At 42.7% G+C, this 16,225-nt stretch carries 18 protein-coding genes; 14 read left to right on the top strand and 4 right to left on the bottom strand.

Annotated features, from left to right (window positions below; all coding sequences use genetic code 11):
- Window positions 1–5 precede the first annotated feature (5 nt).
- Both lpxL and N482_RS07955 read left to right on the top strand, forming a co-directional pair.
- The gene (gene lpxL / locus N482_RS07960) at window positions 6–932 is read left to right on the top strand and encodes an LpxL/LpxP family Kdo(2)-lipid IV(A) lauroyl/palmitoleoyl acyltransferase (RefSeq protein WP_063376531.1); all 927 of its coding nucleotides are present in this window, start codon (window positions 6–8) and stop codon (window positions 930–932) included.
- Between the two features lie 26 nt (window positions 933–958).
- The gene (locus N482_RS07955) at window positions 959–1,567 is read left to right on the top strand and encodes a TcpQ domain-containing protein (RefSeq protein WP_063376530.1); all 609 of its coding nucleotides are present in this window, start codon (window positions 959–961) and stop codon (window positions 1,565–1,567) included.
- 9 nt (window positions 1,568–1,576) lie between these two features.
- On the opposite strand, the gene glnE is transcribed toward N482_RS07955, so the two are convergent.
- Window positions 1,577–4,372: a bifunctional [glutamate--ammonia ligase]-adenylyl-L-tyrosine phosphorylase/[glutamate--ammonia-ligase] adenylyltransferase gene (gene glnE, locus N482_RS07950; RefSeq protein ID WP_063376529.1), complete on the bottom strand. Its 2,796-nt coding sequence runs from the start codon at window positions 4,370–4,372 to the stop codon at window positions 1,577–1,579.
- An 80-nt stretch (window positions 4,373–4,452) separates the two neighbouring features.
- On the opposite strand from glnE, the gene N482_RS07945 reads away from it, so the two are divergent.
- The 6 genes from N482_RS07945 to ruvX all read left to right on the top strand — a co-directional run bounded on the left by N482_RS07945 (window position 4,453) and on the right by ruvX (window position 8,808).
- A complete protein-coding gene (locus N482_RS07945) occupies window positions 4,453–5,346 on the top strand; it encodes a hypothetical protein (RefSeq protein WP_063376546.1) in 894 nt (297 codons plus the stop codon).
- 40 nt (window positions 5,347–5,386) lie between these two features.
- Window positions 5,387–5,869, top strand: coding sequence for a hypothetical protein (locus N482_RS07940; RefSeq protein ID WP_063376528.1), 483 nt, complete (start codon window positions 5,387–5,389; stop codon window positions 5,867–5,869).
- A 116-nt stretch (window positions 5,870–5,985) separates the two neighbouring features.
- Window positions 5,986–6,720, top strand: coding sequence for a 16S rRNA (uracil(1498)-N(3))-methyltransferase (rsmE, locus tag N482_RS07935; protein WP_063376527.1), 735 nt, complete (start codon window positions 5,986–5,988; stop codon window positions 6,718–6,720).
- 93 nt (window positions 6,721–6,813) lie between these two features.
- Complete coding sequence (gene gshB / locus N482_RS07930) at window positions 6,814–7,773, top strand: glutathione synthase (RefSeq protein WP_063376526.1); 960 nt, start codon at window positions 6,814–6,816, stop codon at window positions 7,771–7,773.
- 19 nt (window positions 7,774–7,792) lie between these two features.
- Window positions 7,793–8,350: a YqgE/AlgH family protein gene (locus N482_RS07925; protein WP_063376525.1), complete on the top strand. Its 558-nt coding sequence runs from the start codon at window positions 7,793–7,795 to the stop codon at window positions 8,348–8,350.
- Between the two features lie 5 nt (window positions 8,351–8,355).
- Window positions 8,356–8,808 carry a Holliday junction resolvase RuvX gene (gene ruvX / locus N482_RS07920; RefSeq protein WP_063376524.1) on the top strand — a complete coding sequence of 151 codons (453 nt, stop codon included), beginning with the start codon at window positions 8,356–8,358 and terminating at the stop codon, window positions 8,806–8,808.
- 12 nt (window positions 8,809–8,820) lie between these two features.
- Here ruvX and N482_RS07915 read toward each other — a convergent pair whose 3' ends face one another.
- From N482_RS07915 to N482_RS07905, 3 genes are read right to left on the bottom strand one after another with little or no spacing between them, the layout of a single operon-like run.
- Entirely contained in the window at window positions 8,821–9,708 is an 888-nt protein-coding gene (locus N482_RS07915) for a hypothetical protein (protein WP_063376523.1), read from the bottom strand.
- On the bottom strand, window positions 9,683–10,807 hold the full coding sequence (locus N482_RS07910; RefSeq protein WP_063376522.1) for a PilT/PilU family type 4a pilus ATPase: 1,125 nt from the start codon (window positions 10,805–10,807) through the stop codon (window positions 9,683–9,685). The genes N482_RS07915 and N482_RS07910 overlap by 26 nt, the downstream gene beginning before the upstream one ends.
- A 2-nt stretch (window positions 10,808–10,809) precedes the next feature.
- Entirely contained in the window at window positions 10,810–11,856 is a 1,047-nt protein-coding gene (locus N482_RS07905) for a type IV pilus twitching motility protein PilT (protein ID WP_063376521.1), read from the bottom strand.
- Between the two features lie 2 nt (window positions 11,857–11,858).
- Here N482_RS07905 and N482_RS07900 point away from each other — a divergent pair, with 2 nt between their 5' ends.
- Genes N482_RS07900 through hemW form a run of 6 tightly spaced genes read left to right on the top strand, consistent with a single transcriptional unit; the run spans window position 11,859 to window position 16,143 of the window.
- Entirely contained in the window at window positions 11,859–12,569 is a 711-nt protein-coding gene (locus tag N482_RS07900) for a YggS family pyridoxal phosphate-dependent enzyme (RefSeq protein WP_063376520.1), read from the top strand.
- Window positions 12,570–12,585: 16 nt separating this feature from the next.
- Window positions 12,586–13,407, top strand: a complete 822-nt coding sequence (proC, locus tag N482_RS07895; protein WP_063376519.1) for a pyrroline-5-carboxylate reductase — start codon at window positions 12,586–12,588, stop codon at window positions 13,405–13,407.
- A gap of 9 nt (window positions 13,408–13,416) precedes the next feature.
- Window positions 13,417–13,950: a YggT family protein gene (locus N482_RS07890; protein WP_063376518.1), complete on the top strand. Its 534-nt coding sequence runs from the start codon at window positions 13,417–13,419 to the stop codon at window positions 13,948–13,950.
- A 20-nt stretch (window positions 13,951–13,970) separates the two neighbouring features.
- Window positions 13,971–14,411 carry a DUF4426 domain-containing protein gene (locus tag N482_RS07885; protein ID WP_063376517.1) on the top strand — a complete coding sequence of 147 codons (441 nt, stop codon included), beginning with the start codon at window positions 13,971–13,973 and terminating at the stop codon, window positions 14,409–14,411.
- Between the two features lie 5 nt (window positions 14,412–14,416).
- Window positions 14,417–15,010, top strand: a complete 594-nt coding sequence (locus tag N482_RS07880) for an XTP/dITP diphosphatase (protein ID WP_063376516.1) — start codon at window positions 14,417–14,419, stop codon at window positions 15,008–15,010.
- On the top strand, window positions 15,007–16,143 hold the full coding sequence (gene hemW / locus N482_RS07875) for a radical SAM family heme chaperone HemW (RefSeq protein WP_063376515.1): 1,137 nt from the start codon (window positions 15,007–15,009) through the stop codon (window positions 16,141–16,143). Before N482_RS07880 ends, hemW begins: the two co-directional genes overlap by 4 nt.
- Window positions 16,144–16,225 lie beyond the last annotated feature (82 nt).

Genomic DNA, 16,225 nt, shown 5'->3' with positions numbered 1-16,225 from the left:
CCACCTTGGTTCACAACCCCACCTTTAAATTACAGTTTTTAGCACCTAAATTTTGGCTCACTTGGCTTGGTGTCATTGTCCTTTATAGTTTTTCTTGGCTGCCTCAAAGCGTGCAGTTTTCACTCGGAAGATTGCTGGGTAGATTGGTCCATAGTTTTGTCAAAAAGCGCCGAAGAATTGCCGAAGTAAACTTAAAACTTTGCTTTCCTGATATGGATGAACAAACACGCAGTGCCATGGTCTTAAAAAATATGGAAAATACAGGTATTGCCACATTTGAAACGGGCATGGCTTGGTGGTGGCCTGAGTGGCGAGTAAAACGTGCCGTTGGCTCTATCACCGGATTAGAACATTTTAAAAGTGCACAAGAAAATGGCAAAGGCGTACTGCTCTTAGTACCTCATATGCTACATTTAGAAATGCTCGGCAGAATTTTAGGCACAGACACGCAAGGCATTGGCTTTTACCGTCCTCACAATAACCCCTTAATGGAATACTTTATGACCAAAGGTAGGTTGCGCTCTAATGAGTTTCTAATCGGTAAGCGTGATGTAAAAGGGCTATTGAAGGCACTACACGATAAAAAAGTCTGTTACTACTTGCCAGACCAAGATTATGGCAGAAAACGTTGTGAGTTTGCCCCTTTTTTCGCCGTTCCTGATGCAGCAACAACTACTGGTACTTTATTATTTTCATCCAGTAAAAAGTGTGAGACATTAAGCTTAACAGGTACTCGTGATAAACACGGTAAATACCATATCACGATACACCCTGCGATGGCTGACTTTCCAAGTGAAGACGAAAATCATGATGTCACACGCGTTAATAAAAGAATGGAGCAATCAATCATGCAAGCTCCGGAACAATACATGTGGTTGCACAGGCGGTTCAAAACTAGACCTGATGAGAGTGATCCATCGTATTACTCTTAAACTACGAATAACTGGCGTCGCGTAACATGGCTAAAAAAAATAAAAAACGTTTATCCGCAATGTGGTTTTGGACTAAGCACCTTTCTTTGGGTGCCATCTTAGTTTGGGCAGCGTATTATTTCTTGTATGGTAATATTCCTAAAATGGAATTTAAAGAAACAACCAACGCAGCCGCACAAGGCTTATCTCAGTTTTATGCAAATTTTCGCAACCGTATGAATGAAAGAGACACAGAGCGAGAAAAGTTCGTTATGGATATAGGAAAGCCAACTTTTCCGCTTGATGACGCGCTTGCCCAAAGGGAACTCGTCGTAAAGCCAACTAACCAAAGATGGACAGGGGAGTCACAGCCTCGCCGTTTCGAAATGGGAAATACCCTTAAAAGCGTATTAACTAACTACGCAAAAAAAGAAGACATTGAGCTTTTTTGGTACCTCAGTAAAGACTACGTCGTGAAACAAAACTTTCGAGTTGATTCTGATTTTGTCAGTGCCTTATATCAGGTAGGTAGAGCCATCAACGACGATTTTGAGTATGAGGTTTACACCTTCTTTTGTCATCGCCAAAGGGCGGCTGTAATCACAGAAAACCCATCTATGTTTGTGAGAGAAAATTGCCGACGACTCACAAATTAATTCTTGGGCCTACACAAGGTAGGCCTGCCAAATACATTTCACCATCGAACTTTGTTCTACCAACTTTTGAGCATCGATAGTTTTTCCCTTACCATTTAAGCTGTTCAAGTGATAGCACTCTCTTACTTGACAATATGCTTGCGTCAAAGTTGATTGCTCGTGCTCACTAATGACCGACTCAGCACTGGCTTGCTCTAAAATTCGAATATTATCCGAATAACGCGTTAGAGCCGGGTAATCATGGGAAAAGGCAAGTACTAAATATTGGGTTAAAAACTCAATATCTGTCATACCACCACCGCCCTGCTTGAGATCAAATTCTTGTTCGCTGTCTTTAGACAAGTGGGCGCGCATTTTCGCACGCATTTTTACGATATCTTCTTGAAGTTCTTCATTATCACGTTGCTGGCACAAAATATCATGGCGTATAACGTGAAACCTTTCTACCAGTTCCGGTTCGCCAACAATCATCCTCGCCCTCACCAAAGCTTGGTGCTCCCAAGTCCAAGCTTGCTCCCGTTGATATTGATAGTAACTTTCGATATTAATCGCCAATAGGCCTGAGTTTCCTTCTGGTCGTAATCGTGTATCTAATTCATACAATATCCCCGATGAGGTCCTAGTATTGAACAGATGCATTAACCGCTGTGCGAGTTTCAAATAAAATTGCCTTGAAGAAATAGTCTTATCCCCCATGGTCTTACTGCTACCGTCACAATTGTGCACAAACACTAAATCTAGATCTGAGTCATACCCCAGCTCAAAGCCGCCTCCTTTGCCATAGGCTATCACTGCAAACCCTTTAGCACTTGCAGAGGTCCCTTCTGGATACCCATAGCGACCCACCATTTGTGCCCATGCAATATCAACTGCTTTGGCAACGATTGATTCGGCAAGCGCCGTTAGGTGATCACTGACCTTCATAATATCCAATACGCCCGTTGCATCAGCGGCGGCGATCCGCAGTTGTTGAGTTTGTTTAAATTGCCTCAAGGCCTCCATTTGCAGCTCTAGATCGTCTTCATCTATTCGTAAAAAATACTGCTGGATTTCGCTGTAATAGGCGTTCACAGGCAGAGGACGGTATAACACAGCAGGATCTATGAGTTCGTCCAACAAGATTGGATAGCGTGCTATTTGCAGAGCTATCCATGAACTGTGTGCGCACAGCTTAATTAACTGTTGTAAAGCACCAATGTTTTCGTACAGGAGCTCTAAATAGGCTGTTCTTGATGCAACTTTGGCAATGATATCAAGCACACTTTGCAATGTTTCTGCTGACTTGAGGGCGCTCATTTCTCGTAAAACTAAAGGCATTAATCGGTCTAGGACATCCCGACCACGCACCCCTATTTGTTTTTTATTGATACCCGTATAAAACGTATCCAAAACACCCTGCCACTGAGTACACTCTGACGCCGACAATCCAATCTCTAGATAGCTAATATCTAGTTGCTCCCATGCTGAGGTATAGCTCGGGTCTAGTTCTTCACAATCTTGGGGCTCTTCCCCAATGACCTGAGCGAATTCATGTCGAATACCTGATTGTACCGTGTCAAACAAAGCAAATAGCGCATGCATGTCACTGACACCAAGTAGCCGACACAATCTTAGCTGGTTTAAATCGTCGTCGGGCAGCGATTGTGTTTGCTCATCATTGAATGCTTGTAAATACTGCTCAGCACGACGTAAAAACAAGTATTGCGCTTGAAGCTCTGTGGCAACTTTTTTCGGGATAATACCTAGTTTTGCCAGTGTATTTAAAGCATTTAGCAACGAGGGGACTTGTAATTCGGGTTCTCGGCCACCTCTGATCATCTGCAAGGCTTGTACTATGAATTCTACTTCGCGAATACCACCAGCGCCTAATTTAATGTTGTTTTTGAGCCCTTTGCGCCGAACTTCTTGAGCAATCATATATTTCATTTTTCTCAGCGATTCAATCACTGAAAAGTCGATATAACGACGAAATACAAATGGTCGAATTAACACTTTAAATTCATCCCAATAGACATTTCTTTCCCCTAATAAGCGTGCTTTGAGCATGGCGTAACGTTCCCACTCACGCCCTTGATCTTGATAATAGTCCTCCATTGCGGAAAAGCTCATTACTAAGGGGCCGCTGTCACCAAAAGGCCTCAACCGCATATCAACACGAAAAACCTGACCATCCATGGTACGTTGATCCAAAGCCGCGATCAGTTTTTGCGCGACTTTGGTATAAAAGACTTGTGCCTCAACACTGCGCCGCCCCCCTTGAGTGTTAACAGACTTGGGGTAAGTAAAAATAAGGTCGATATCGGAAGAAAAGTTGAGTTCTTGCCCTCCTAATTTACCCATGCCAAGTACCTGCATTGGAATAGGCTGCCCCCTCTCGTCTAGAGGCATCCCGTTGCTCGCGGCGACTTGTAAGAACGCCCACTCGTTAGCGCTCGCAATAAGGTGCTCACTTAATTGTGATTGATATAAAATGCTTTTCGCAATGTCGTTGCCAAGTACAAAATCGAGCCACATTAATTTCAACCAATAGCGTTTACGGTATACACGTAATAGCCTAAAAGCATCTTGCTCGTTGAGATCAGCCACCACAGAAGTAAAGATTGCTTCGCAGCTGCGACTTTGCATAGCCTCCTCATCTAATAACCAGTCTACCCATTGGGGATGCTGAGCCAATATGCGATACGCAAAGTCACTGAGGGCTAATAGTTGAACGACCTGCTCGTGTACGTCACGTTCAGGAAATAACTCACGAAACCGCTGCTGTCCTAAATGGGTTAATTCACATGTCTTGTGGTTTTGTTCCATACAAAAATCTCCAGTGCCCTGTGGCTCATTTGTTGGGCAGTGTTATAGTAACGCTAAATAACACAAACCTTACACTGAGCATGAGTTACTTGTCTTTAGAAAACAGCAATTTTTTCATCATTGGAAGCAGTCTGGTGCTCATCTGCATAGCACTTACCAGTCTGCGTTTAATTGTGCAAATGCATGCTAAAAAGCTACTGCAAAAAGAACTAGCACAACGTGACAACTTTGCACTTGGGATCAACTATGCTGCCAAAGTAGCCGTTTTGTGCGGCAGTATCAGTTATTTTTTTGGTAATCTTACTGCGTTTGATATCTCTGTCATACACACTCAGGTATTGCTGCCTATGGGGTTAATTTGGTCCTATATTTATCTAGGACAGTATATACATCGAAAATGGATCCTATATAGGTTCAACGAAGCACAAGCTATCTTAAACCAAAATGTTTGTGCGGCTTTGGTGGACTCGGGCATGTTGATAGGTAATTGCATCCTCGTCTTTGGGCTGTATCAATGGTTTGCCCCAACTGACTTCAAATCCTTATTTATCGCCAGTATCTGCTTCGTAGTTTTGCAACTGCTGTTTGCATTAGACAGTAAGTTTAGAGAATCTCGTTTTGCAAAATCCAATCAAGGAGCCTCTTTACAAGATAACTTCAACCTAGCTAATACTTCCATTGGAATTCGTTATGCGGGTAAAACCATTGGCTTAGCTTTGGCGATTTATGCAGGCTTGCACAGTGCGCCTAACTATGAAGGAAAAATCGTAGATAGTTTACTGACTGTACTTATTCACTCCATATTTATGTGGATACTTCTATACCTATTTAGCAGGTTACTTATACAGATAGTGTTACCAAAAGTGAACATTGGACTAGAAGTTGACCATCAAGATAATATCGGGATTGCCTGCTTAGAATTTGCTGTTTTTTGTACCATGGGCTATTTACTTATAAACATGTTTTCAATTTAGCTGCGTAAATAGATATTGGAGAACTTGCTTCTGGAGAGTTATGTCATTGAACTTAGATAACTTCTTACTCGTTGATAGCAACTGGGAGTTTAGCCAAGAGTTTGTTGAATTTGTGAAGACACTGGCGCCTGAAACCCCCAGTAAGATTATTATTGCTGGCGATAATACAAAGCAGATGCTTAAAATGATGTTTAAGGACCAAATCAAAGACTATAGCTACTGTGATTTCGACAACGAAATCAGCGTCTCTGAGCTTGCTACCTACCTTCACGAACATCACCAAATAAAAGGGGTCCTTATAAACTCTTTGGATTATCACCTAGCAGATGAGAAGCAAAGATTTATTTTTAACTCCTTACATGCAGAGCGATACACCATTGAACAATTGCCAAATGGTTACGACTATCATCGAATTTCAGACCCGTTTAATAATAATCACCTAACTTGTAATTCGAGCCTTGCCGCAACTAAAGAAGACACATTTAGTGAGTTCATAGTGCTGAAAACAGATACCACTGATTAATACGCTTTCACCGGCATTGTACTGTTTTTTATACAGTGTGATAGGGAACCCAGATCTAGACTCACTGCCATGAAAGCCTTACCATGGACGCATTGAAAATCTAGAACGTGTACACGATGCGAATTCCACACATTTACCAACCATCTGATTTAATAATCAATCAACCTACCGAATTAAGTGAAGACGCAGTAGGCCATATTGCTCGCGTACTACGTATGGGAGAAGGCGATCAGGTGAGCCTTTTTAATGGCCAAGGTGGCGAGTACTTGGCAACCATTGAATCCGTATCAAAAAAGTCAGTAACGGTTGTACCCACCGACTTCATCGACAAGTGTACAGAGTCTCCATTAAAGGTTCATTTAGGTCAGGGGATCTCACGAGGCGAAAAAATGGATTTTACCATTCAAAAGTCGGTGGAGCTTGGAGTGAGCGAAATTACGCCGCTATTCACAACACGTTGTGGCGTCAAACTAAGTGGTGATAGGTTAGCTAAAAAACACCAGCAATGGCAAAAAATTGCAATATCAGCAGCAGAGCAATCCGGCCGTAATTACATTACGAAAATCCATACACCTATGACACTTGAGCAGTGGCTAGTCCAACAAAGTGAAGAATTAAAACTGACATTACATCCGCGTGCAACGCATTCAATCAAGACCTTACCAGAGCCAAACCATGGGGTTAGATTTTTAGTAGGCCCTGAAGGCGGATTTACCGATGAAGAAATGCACAGTACCAGTGAGCACGGCTTTGTTGATATCAAAATCGGCCCTCGCGTACTACGCACAGAGACCGCAGCGCTAACAGTTTTAAGCGCTCTTCAACTGCAGTTTGGCGATTTGGCTCTTTAAATTACCAAATACGACCACATATAAACGTTACACGGCGGCAGAACACTTGCCGTACCAAACGCTACTCTAAAAGTAACTCATAAGGTAAATGCAATGGCAGTCAAACTCGGGATAATTTCAGATCCAATCAGTGGTTTTAACATCAAAAAAGATACTGGTTTTGCCATGATGATGGCAGCACAACAAAGAGGTTATGAGCTGTATTACATGGAAATGAATGACTTGTATCTGTATCAAGGTGCAGGTAGAGCCACCGCTGCAAAAGCCAAGGTGTTTAATGATGAACAACACTGGTATGAGTTGGCTGATAAAGAAGACATTGCTCTAAGTGATTTAGACGTCATTTTAATGCGTAAAGATCCACCTTTTGACACTGAGTACATCTACGCAACTTATATCCTTGAGCGCGCTGAACTTGCTGGGACACTGGTAGTCAATAAACCTCAAAGCCTACGTGACGCCAATGAAAAGTTATTTACAGCTTGGTTTAGCGAACATACACCGGATACATTAGTAACACGTAATGTGCAGCAAATTAGAGAATTCTTAGCAAAGCACCAAGATATTATTCTGAAGCCACTCGACGGTATGGGCGGCGCATCGATTTTCAGAGTACAAAAAAACGACCCTAATATTGGCGTTATTTGTGAAACTTTGACAGAGCACGGACAACGTTTTGCCATGGCGCAAAACTACATTCCGGAGATCAAAGACGGTGATAAACGCGTATTAGTAGTAGATGGTGAGGTGATCCCTTACTGCCTGGCTCGTATCCCTCAGGACGGCGAAACTCGGGGTAACCTAGCTGCTGGCGGTCGTGGCGAAGCTAGACCTATTAGTGACAGCGACAGAAAAATCGCAGAGGCCGTAGCACCAACTCTAAAAGAGAAGGGTCTAATCTTTGTAGGCTTAGACATAATCGGAGATAAGTTGACAGAAATTAACGTCACAGCGCCAACATGTGTTAAGGAAATTGAAGCTGTATACGATATATCTATTATGGGCAAGTTTTTTGATGCGATTGAAACAAAACTCAACCATACTGAAAGTTAAATCATAGAAGGCGTCACGCATGCAATCATTAGCAAATCACTTTCTTATCGCTATGCCAAATTTGCAAGACCCGCTATTTAAACGTTCGGTCACATACATCTGCGAACACAACGACGAAGGGGCGATGGGATTAATAGTCAATCACCCTATTGACGTCACCGTTGGCGAATTGCTTGATCAAATCGAAATAGATAACGACAAATCAAGCAACGCCGCAGAGCAGACGGTATTTGCAGGTGGTCCTGTACATACTGATCGAGGTTTTGTATTGCATACGCCTAAGATAGGGTATGCATCGAGCAAAGAACTTAGCTCTGACATTATGATCACTACCTCTAAAGATGTGCTCGCATCCCTCACCTACCATGATAGCCCTGAAGCGTTTATTATCACGCTGGGCTATTCAGGGTGGGAAAAAGGCCAGCTAGAGAAAGAAATCCTCGAAAACTCTTGGTTAATCATTCAAGCTGACCCAGAAGTCATTTTTAATACACCACCAGAAAAACGCTGGGAAAAAGCAGTCAGTATGCTCGGTATTGATATTGCACAGCTCAGTAACCAAGCAGGACATGCATAGATAGAATGAGTAGTAAAAAAGAAAAGACCCCCGTAGGTCAGCGAACTGTAATGGGGTTCGATTTTGGTACTAAAAGTATTGGTATAGCGGTTGGACAAGAAGTGACTGGTACCGCAACGAGTTTAGGCGCCGTAAAAGCTCGCGACGGTATTCCAAATTGGTCAGATATCGAAGCACACGTGAAAGAATGGCAACCTGACCTCCTTGTTGTTGGTCTGCCACTTAATATGGACGGTACCAATCAACAGGTGACGTTTGCAGCAAAAAAATTTGCCAATCGTTTGCACAACAACTATCGTCTTCCTGTTGAGACTCAGGATGAAAGGTTAACCACAACTGATGCTAAAGCTAGGCTATTCGATCAAGGGGGTTATCGCTCCCTAGCCAAAGACAATGTAGACGCAATGTCTGCGGTGATTATTTTAGAGAGTTTTTTTGAACAGCTTTGGGATGAGTAAAGGGTTTTTCATCTAACGAGGCTTTACATTTAATTGCCTATACTGATTTAAATCAGGGATTAATCCAGCTTGCCGATAAGCATCAACGATTTTTCCCTGCAACCTGAGCGTTTTCAGACCTCTTTGTATTGCCAAAAATGCTCGTTCGCCATCCGGGTGTAGCTTAGACACCACAAAATGGCGACTGCTATCTAACAAGACAACCCAGTGTGGATGTGACACGAGGCTTATCCCCGCTAGTTCAAAATCATTCCCCGTATGCGGCATCAAAGGGATCAACATAAAATCAACCCATTGTTTATTTACCATCTGCGCTTGAGCTGCCCATGCTGTTTCGTTTAGTAACCTTTTCAACGGCATGTTGCTCAGCGTTTGCCAATCTACCACCCAGCGGTTTGAAGATACTGCGGTTAATTCCTGTAGATCATTAATTGATGAGAGCTTTTCCATCCTAGTGTTTGTTTTTGCATAATAAAGACCCGCATAAAACTCACCTTTCCTAACAACCGGATCACTGATAAATAGTTTATCTTTTTTATCGAGTGCTTCTTCGTACCAATAAGTATCAAAGCTCAATAACTGTTTCCCTTGTTCTAATAAATTGGTATCTCTGAAGTTAATGTTTCCTGGATGGTACTTAAAAGGCTTATCAAAGCCACCGAGCAATAGCGCTTTGTGTAGTAACACCATGTCTATCACATCACGGCGTATAAACTGAGAGCGAAAATCATCCACAGCCAATGGAGAACTCTCTGCAATAAGGGTTGTGTAGTTAACATACACATCATCACGAATATAAATGTCAACATACTCATTTTTAGCCCAGCTAAAATCTGCTAGGCCCAGAAAAGAGAAAGCAATAATGTTAAAAAACTTAGTTTTTCTTGCCTTCCAACCCATCAATGGTGACCCCTTGTAAAAAGCCAGCTCCTTTTTGCTCATTATTTTGCAGTTTGATCATCAAACGCAGATCATTAGGCGAGTCAGCATGATGAAGCGCATCGGCGTAATTAATTCGCTGATTTTTATATAACTCAAATAGCGCTTGATCAAATGTCTGCATGCCCATCTCTTTAGATTTAGACATTGTTTCTTTAATAGAACCAATGTCACCTTTTTTAATCAATTCGGCTACCATCGGTGAGTTTAGTAGCACCTCTATCGCAGCGACTCGACCCTCCCCTTTCGAATTCGGGACTAGTTGCTGAGCAACAATCGCGCGCAAGTTGAGTGCCAAATCATACTTAAGCTTGTCATGCTTTTCTTTTGGAACTAAGTGCATAATACGATCAATCGCTTGGTTAGCATTATTAGCATGCAACGTCGCCACACAAAGATGTCCCGTTTCAGCGAAACTTAAAGCATACTCCATGGTTTCTTGTGATCGTATTTCGCCAATTAAAATAACGTCTGGCGCTTGCCTCAATGAGCTTTTCAACGCGGCCTCGAAGTTTTCTGTATCTAGCCCAACTTCTCTTTGAGTGATGATACTTTTGCGATGCTCGTGAACAAATTCAATCGGATCTTCAATCGTTAAAATATGGCCACGCTGATTGCGATTACGGTAACCAAGCAATGCTGCAAGCGATGTTGATTTACCAGTACCTGTGCCACCAACAAACAATACCAGACCACGCTTTGACATAATTACATCAGTCAACACGGAAGGGAGTCCCAATTGCGTCACATCGGGGATCTCGGTCACAATGCGCCTGATAACCATGCCAGCACAATCACGTTGCCAAAATGCAGACACACGGAAACGCCCTACGTCATTAGCAACGGCAAAGTTGCATTCTTTCTCCTGATGAAACTGCTGCTTTTGCACCTCTGTCATCGCCGATTCAACCATCGCAAGAGAACCTTGATTGTCCAGAACTTCATCGTCAAGCGCGCGAAGTTCCCCGTCAATTTTGGCACTTACGGCAAGCCCTGACGAAACAAACAAGTCAGAAGCTTCTTTGTCTACCATCAGTTGTAAATAGTCTTTCAATGCCATTATTAATACCCACTACCAAACTGGTTCTTATCGTGCGCTTTAGTGTATGCATCTTGTGTTGTAATAAGCCCGTGGTTGACCAAGTTCATTAAGCACTGATCCATGGTTTGCATGCCATGCAATGCCCCAGTTTGAATCGCGGAGTACATTTGTGCAATCTTGTCTTCACGAATTAAGTTTCGAATTGCAGGGACACCAAGCATAATTTCATGGGCTGCAACCCGTCCGCCGCCTACTTTCTTCACCAAGGTCTGAGAAATAACAGCCTGAAGAGACTCTGAGAGCATAGAGCGCACCATATCTTTTTCCTCTCCAGGAAATACGTCAATGATACGGTCTATCGTTTTAGGGGCCGAAGTGGTATGCAAAGTCCCAAATACTAAGTGACCTGTTTCAGCGGCAGTCATTGCAAGTCGAATGGTTTCTAAATCACGCAACTCACCGACTAAGATGACATCAGGGTCTTCACGCAACGCGCTACGCAGCGCCGCATTAAAGCTATGCGTGTCCCGATGGACTTCACGTTGGTTTACTAAACTGAGTTGGTTCTGATGCACAAATTCAATTGGATCTTCAATGGTGAGAATATGGTGATGTTTATTGCTATTAATGTAATCAACCATTGCAGCCAACGTCGTTGACTTACCAGAACCAGTAGGGCCTGTAACTAATACTAAACCACGAGGGTTTTCGGCAATTTGTTTAAAAATATCTGGTGCACCGAGCTCTTCTAATGTCAGCACTTGGTTTGGGATAGTACGAAAAACCGCAGCGGGTCCCCTGCTTGAATTAAAAGCATTGACACGAAATCTTGCCAAATTTGGCACTTCGAACGAAAAATCCACCTCAAGATTTTGCTCATAGTCCTTACGCTGGTTATCATTCATAATATCGTATATTAAGCTATTGACATCCTTTGCTTCTAAAGCAGGAATGTTTATGCGACGAACGTCCCCGTCTACTCGGATCATCGGTGAAACCTCCGAAGACAGGTGTAGATCCGACGCTTTATGTTGCACACTAAAGGCTAATAATTCAGTAATATCCATCTATGACTCCACAACGAGCAAATAATAATATGGTTACAATAGCAGAACGGCTAAATAACGCCTACGATCGCATCGCAAAAGCTGAACAAAATGGTCAAATTTCTGATCCCGTTCAACTTCTTGCCGTATCAAAAACCAAACCGATAGAGTTAATCCAACAAGCTTATGATGCTGGGCAGCGCTTATTTGGTGAATCTTATGTTCAAGAAGCTGTTGATAAAGTCTCACATTTTAAACCACTTCGAGATATCGAATGGCACTTTATTGGCCCGATTCAGTCGAACAAATCACGTCACATTGCAGAGCATTTTAGCTGGGTACAAAGTGTCGATCGTTTAAAAATCGCTAGACGGCTCAATGAACAAAGGCCAACAAACTTAAAGCCTCTTAATATTTTAATCCAAGTCAATATCAGCGAAGATGTGAATAAATCTGGCTGTGTGCCTTCAGAACTTGAATCGCTTGCACAGTTTATTAGCGAGTCAAAGCAGCTTACTTTGCGCGGACTAATGACCATCACCGCAAAAACTGACGATTCTGAGTTACAACAGCAATATTTTCAGCAAATGAAAGATTGCTTTGATAAACTAAAGGCCCAATATCCCCAAATAGATACACTTTCCATGGGAATGAGTAGTGATCTAGAGCCGGCAGTTGCCGCAGGAGCCACGATGGTTCGCATTGGCACGGATATTTTTGGTAAAAGACAATAAAGGGTGCACATAACACATGTCTAAAAAAACAATTGCATTTATCGGTACCGGTAATATGAGCTATGCCATTATCGGTGGCATGTTAAAAAGCGGATTTGCGGCACAAGACATCATCGCAACTAACCGCAACCCAGATAAACTGGCGAAAGTAAGTGCTGACTACGGGGTAAACACCACCAGCGATAATATCAGTGCGATTAATGCCGCTGATGTCGTTGTATTATCTGTCAAACCACAAATGATGGCCGAGCTATGTGCTACTTTTGAGCAGCACAACCTAGACCTCAAAGACAAAGTAATTGTATCTGTGGCGGCAGGTATCACCATAGACCGCCTAAAGGAAATGCTAAACAGCGATACTAAAGTAGTGAGATGTATGCCTAACACACCTTCACTGGTCGGGTTAGGCGTCTCAGGTCTATATAGCCAAGATATCGATTCGGGCGAGCAAGCGTTCATTGACAAAATATTTAGCGCAACGGGTATTACGACCTGGTTGAGTAAAGAAGAACAGATAAATGATATTATTGCAGTAACAGGTTCCTCCCCTGCCTACTTCTTTCTTTTCATGCAATCTATCGAAGAGAAAGCTAAGCAGCTTGGGTTTGACGAGAAAACAGCAAGACTGTTAGTTCAGCAAACCGCGCTGGGTGCGGCACAGATGGCTATATCTCAAGAGCAAATTAGCCTTGAACAGTTACGTGCTAACGTCACTTCAAAAGGTGGTACCACACATGCTGCTATCGAGTTTATGAAAGACAGTCATTTGCCACAAACAGTTGCCGAAGCGATGGACGCTTGTATCGCTCGCGCACAGGAAATGGAAAAACAAATCTAAGGAATTACCATGAGTGCTATGCATTTTTTAATTGAAACTTTGTTCAATTTATTTTTAATGGTTGTATTGTTGCGCTTTTGGATGCAATGGGCACGTGTAGACTTTTACAACCCACTGAGCCAAGCAATTGTTAAGGCAACCTCTTTTGCTGTGAATCCACTGCGAAAGATTGTACCTGGACTCGGAGGTTTTGATATTGCCTCTTTGATTCTCGCTTTTATCGTCGCCTGTGCCAAAGTGTCTGTACTAATGATGATGTTTGGTGGCTACTGGGATGCTGCGGGGGTCGCTTTAGGCGGCTTACTAACCACGCTAAAAGAAGCGTTCAGTTTGGTATTTTGGATTTTAGTTATCCGTGCATTACTAAGTTGGGTCGTACAAGGCTATAACCCTGTTGCAGCCGTTTTTGAGCAACTAACAGAACCACTTCTGAGACCAATCCGTAAAGTGATTCCACCACTTGGCGGACTAGACTTGTCTATAATGGTGGTACTGATTGGTATGATGTTCTTACAACGACTTGTTATGGACTTCCTACACTGATCTAACATGAGGTATAAGTCATGAGAATCTTTTTCGTTATGTTACTTTCTTTAGTGACCAGTATGGCAGCGAACGCTGCTAATACTGAGTCTGGCGGTCAATTTAAAGTACTCGGCAATTGGGAAGTGCATTACATTGCGTTTCCTTCTACATTTATCCAACCTAATGTTGCCAAAGCTTACGGGGTTGTCCGAGGAGATAACAAAGCGTTGATCAACATATCCGTTTTGGCTAAAGACGGGGTTAAAACGGCACAGCAAGTACAAATATCTGGTGTTGCAAAAAACTTATTGGGCAACGGACAAAATTTAGAATTTAAGCAAGTAGTTGAAGGTGATGCGATTTACTACCTCGCTCAACTCAATTATTACAATGAAGACGTTTACCGCTTTGAGGTGAAAATTCAACAAGGCACCCAACAACACGTTTTACAGTTTCAACAAAAGTTTTATGTAGATTAAGTAATATGACAAACAAAATCGTGCTTGCCACAAGTAACCAAGGCAAAGTCAAAGAGCTAGGCGCAATGCTAGAATCGCTCAATATCGAAGTTTTACCACAGAGCCAATTCAGTGTGTCTGACGTATCTGAAACTGGAACAACCTTCGTCGAAAATGCCATCATTAAAGCGCGCCATGCGGCTAAAGAAACTGGGTTACCCGCTATAGCTGATGATTCGGGGTTAGAAGTGGATGCGCTTCAAGGGGCCCCAGGAGTGTATTCGGCTCGGTACGCGGGCTCAGGAGCAAGTGATCAGGATAACATCAATAAACTGCTTATGGATTTGGGCTCTACTCCAAACCGTAGCGCGCGATTCTGGTGTGTCTTGGTTTATATGCAACATGAAAACGACCCAACACCGATTATTTGCCAGGCGAGTTGGGAAGGTGAAATAGCGACTGAACAACATGGTGACCAAGGCTTTGGTTATGATCCAGTTTTTTGGGTCAAGTCTCTAAATCGTATGGCCGCAGAGCTCACTAAACAGGAAAAAAATGCAATAAGCCACAGAGGGCAAGCTTTGCAACAATTATTGACCCACTTTAAGAGCAAACTGTGAACCTCCCTCCATTAAGTTTATATGTGCACGTGCCATGGTGCGTGCAAAAATGCCCATATTGCGACTTCAATAGTCATAGCCAAAAAGGCACTATCCCTGAGCAAGAATATATTCAGCACCTACTAGATGACCTCAAAACTGACTTGCATTTGGTTCAGGGACGAAAGTTGCACAGCATATTTGTAGGCGGCGGCACGCCAAGTTTGTTGTCAGGAGACGCATATGTTTATCTTCTTCAACAGATTGAAGCGCTCATTGGCTTCGAAGATGACATTGAGATCACGCTAGAGGCAAACCCCGGTACAGTTGAAAGTGATCGCTTCAAGCACTACGTTGAAGCGGGAATTAACCGAATATCTATTGGTGTGCAAAGCTTACAAAGTGACAAATTGAAAGCCTTGGGTCGTATTCATGGTGAGAAAGAGGCGATCAATGCAGCTTCTGAAGCGCATGATGCAGGCCTCAATAGCTTCAATATGGACCTAATGCATGGTTTGCCAAATCAATCGTTAGAAGACGCTATGAGCGACTTGACACGCGTTATTGAGTTAGCCCCCCCTCATATATCTTGGTACCAATTAACCATAGAGCCAAATACACAGTTTGCCTCAAAGCCCCCCAAGCTTCCTGAAGATGAAACACTTTGGGCTATTCAAGAAGCTGGACAAGCGCTCTTAAGGCAACACGGGTACATCCAATACGAAATATCTGGCTATGCCAAAGCAGGCTTACAGTGCAAACATAACCTCAATTACTGGCGCTTTGGTGATTACCTCGGCATAGGGTGTGGCGCACATGGAAAAATCACCTTACCAGAGCAGAATCAAATACTTCGTACTGTTAAAGTAAAACACCCTAGGGGGTATATGGATTTAACCAAACCCTACCTTTACGATAGCTGGCACGTTGAAGCCGCAGACAGGCCTTTCGAATTTTTTATGAATACTTTTCGATTGGTAGAAGCAACCTCTAAACAAGGTTTTATAGATTATACGGGCCTTGCTTTGAGCGAAATAGAAAACCAGCTTAAACAGGCTATCAACTCTGGTTTGTTAGAAGAGCGAGGTGATTCATGGTGTGTAACAAATAAAGGCCATAGGTATTTAAATGACCTGCTAGAATTGTTTGTCTAATTTAAGGTACATTAGAACGATTTTTACAATAATCTAAATTTGTAATTGGTCTCACAATCCAATTGAAATTCGTCGCAACTCA

The organism is Pseudoalteromonas luteoviolacea NCIMB 1942 (assembly GCF_001625595.1).
Classification (GTDB): Bacteria; Pseudomonadota; Gammaproteobacteria; order Enterobacterales; family Alteromonadaceae; genus Pseudoalteromonas; species Pseudoalteromonas luteoviolacea_A.
This window is presented reverse-complemented; position numbering and strand designations above follow the sequence as displayed.